The organism is Mesorhizobium sp. M5C.F.Cr.IN.023.01.1.1 (genome assembly GCF_003997585.1).
Lineage (GTDB): Bacteria > Pseudomonadota > Alphaproteobacteria > Rhizobiales > Rhizobiaceae > Mesorhizobium > Mesorhizobium wenxiniae.
Genome location: NZ_RZSU01000217.1, coordinates 1 through 2,430, shown reverse-complemented (window position 1 = coordinate 2,430; position 2,430 = coordinate 1). Strand labels below are relative to the sequence as shown.

Sequence of the window (2,430 nt, the reverse complement as noted above, 5' to 3'; positions counted from 1 at the left end):
GGAGGAGGGGGGGGGGGGGGGGGCCGGCGGGGGCCCCCACCCGCCACTACAGGCTACGGTACTGAGCTCATCCAATTCGCTACGGCCTACAGCCTCGGAGGGCAGGTGGAACAGAAATACCGAGTAGGCGGTTTGGAGACTGAGATCGTCATTCCGCTAGGGAGTGCGTCTCGCCCGGGCTGAATGCCGTTCCATGCAGAAAACCGTTTTGATTGTGGAGGACGAGTTCCTTATGGCGATGGACCTCAAGCTGTTGCTTGAGCATCACGGCTGGCGGGTCATTGGCCCGGTGGCCACCGTGCGAGATGCGCTCCGTCTGCTAGAGGACGAAGTGCCAACAGTGGCGCTCCTCGACGTTAACCTCGGAGCTGAACTCGTCACGCCGTTAGCAGAGATCTTGAAAGCGCGAGATGTGCCTTTCGCCGTCGCAAGCGCCTATGACAAGCCCGAGCAATTCGGCGGCGAGGTTCTAGCTGGAGCACCCAATGCCGGTAAACACCTACTGGCGAGCGTCGTCTGCTGGCTGCATTGGCGCAACTGACGGTGTCCTGAGCATCCCAAAGGAGCGTTTCTGGCTATAGCGGTCAGGACTCATCGTAGAGGCCATAGGTTCGTGGCGATGCGGCTGCCTATGACACTCGGAAGCTGCCGTAACCTCATTTACATAGCCATTGAAGAGAGGTGCCCCTCCCGGTGTGTTGCCGAGCGAGGAATTGGTCACTCCATGGTCCCCGGCCCATCCATGAAGCCGAAGCATCTGCCGCTGGATGGTGGGAGGTCATGCGTTTTTCTTTCCGCGCTACAATCGGGCAGAGAGTCGAAGGCGTTCGTAAAGAACCGCCTCGTCAAATTCGCCATCTGAGAAGAGTTCCATTGCGCTAACGCTCAGGCGCTCCGCCTGCTCGCTACCCATGGGAATACCTTCCTCAACGCAAACACGATCAAAGACCTGCTTCAACAAAGTCAGATCACTAGGAAAGGCAATGCCACTCTTTGCAGTCTTAAGGCTGACCATATGCCCTACCTCCCAGTGGGGCGGAAGCGCGGTGGTCGCTCACAGCCAGCGAAGCCCGTGATGTCTATCGCCGATGAGAGCACATTACGCCGATCGGCGCGGAGAGTCTTGAAAATAGCGCCAGACGCTTTCTGCCTGTCGGTTCCATGCTGCCCGGCAAACGACAACAATCAACCGTTGTTAGACAAGCAGTGCGACGGCGATGGCGTGGGGAACCAGAACAACAGCCACCGCGACCCAAAAGGCTGGATCTGCCCAAGCGGCCATTTCGCTGCGAATCATGCCGGCGAAAGGCACACCCGCACCTGGTGTTCCGTGTGAGCAGAGCCCGCGCCCCATGAGGAAAGGACGCGGGCCGATCGGTGCATCGCCGATCTGCAGCCCATCGTTGGGAGGAACAAGATTGCTGCACCTCCCGAACTTTCATCTCAAGCATGTGTTCCAGAGAAGGCGGAAACGCCTGGAAAGTTTCGAGCCATTGATCGCAACAAAACCCTCGCGCCTGGCGTTCCGGTTCAATCTAAGGGCCGAAAAGGTGCACCATGGGCGAGGAAGAAAAGTCCGACCGCGACCGAATGACGGATTTCCAGGCGCAGTTCCTCGCCAAGGAACCCGGAATAACTGAAGCTCACGCGCGGGCTGATCGAGTTGATTGGCACCGATCGGGCATCACTACTTCGGGAAGCTCGGCTACTGAAAAGCCGGCTGAAGCCGCCGGACGCTTAGGACATCCACTGTGCTATCCATATGGGACAATTTTGAAATGGAGGCCGCTCGAAGTCAACGATCGTTGAGCCGTCGCGTCCCTTGTGGTTTGAGAGCGCTACGGTACGACGTGTCAGCGCGGAAAGCGGCCCCGCTAGAGCATATTCGTAGCTAGGCGTCGTCAGTCTGGGCGCTGGCACGCTCTGAATGCCCGCTCAGGCTTCTTCTCTATGTCTATGTGCCGCTAGCGGTTGCTACGTTGCGATTTAGCGCTCCGCCTGCGTGCGACCTTCAATCGCGAAAGGCAGTCGCGTTCTGGTTCGCGTGTGAAACCATCAGGCCCGGCGGGACGTTTCTCTGCGAATCCAACACCATTGACGGCACGACCGTGGCGGCATCCAAGCATCAGCCTGCGCTGCAGAAACAAGACACGCCCGGTGCCTTGGCGAACTTTCCTTATGACCGAATGACTGTCGAACGATTTCGGCAGGCATTTCCGCGAGCAAGGTGGAGCGACGAGCGCAGGAGCTGGTTTGTACCAGGCAAGACGGCAGCCCGCCGGGTCGACCGTTGGCTGGCGCGTGAGGCCGAGTTGCTGGCGATCCACGCCGACAGTAAGGGACGTGACGCCTTCGCTTTCGATCCGATCTCCAGCCCCTATCTCGAGATTGCCGACGACTTACTCATTCGGACACCCTATTCGAAGACCC

The 2,430-nt window shown here is 58.9% G+C and carries 2 protein-coding genes and 2 pseudogenes; 3 read left to right on the top strand and 1 reads right to left on the bottom strand.

Going from position 1 to position 2,430, the window contains the following annotated elements; translation table 11 throughout:
• Positions 1 to 193 precede the first annotated feature (193 nt).
• Positions 194 to 552 (top strand): annotated as a pseudogene (locus EOA78_RS35330) (response regulator).
• Between the two features lie 247 nt (positions 553 to 799).
• On the opposite strand, the gene EOA78_RS35325 reads toward EOA78_RS35330, so the two are convergent.
• Positions 800 to 1,015 carry a hypothetical protein gene (locus EOA78_RS35325; protein ID WP_127320322.1) on the bottom strand — a complete coding sequence of 72 codons (216 nt, stop codon included), beginning with the start codon at positions 1,013 to 1,015 and terminating at the stop codon, positions 800 to 802.
• A 542-nt stretch (positions 1,016 to 1,557) separates the two neighbouring features.
• On the opposite strand from EOA78_RS35325, the gene EOA78_RS35320 reads away from it, so the two are divergent.
• Complete coding sequence (locus tag EOA78_RS35320; RefSeq protein WP_245478006.1) at positions 1,558 to 1,809, top strand: hypothetical protein; 252 nt, start codon at positions 1,558 to 1,560, stop codon at positions 1,807 to 1,809.
• Between the two features lie 326 nt (positions 1,810 to 2,135).
• Positions 2,136 to 2,430, top strand: a pseudogene (locus EOA78_RS35315) (hypothetical protein); the annotation flags it as partial.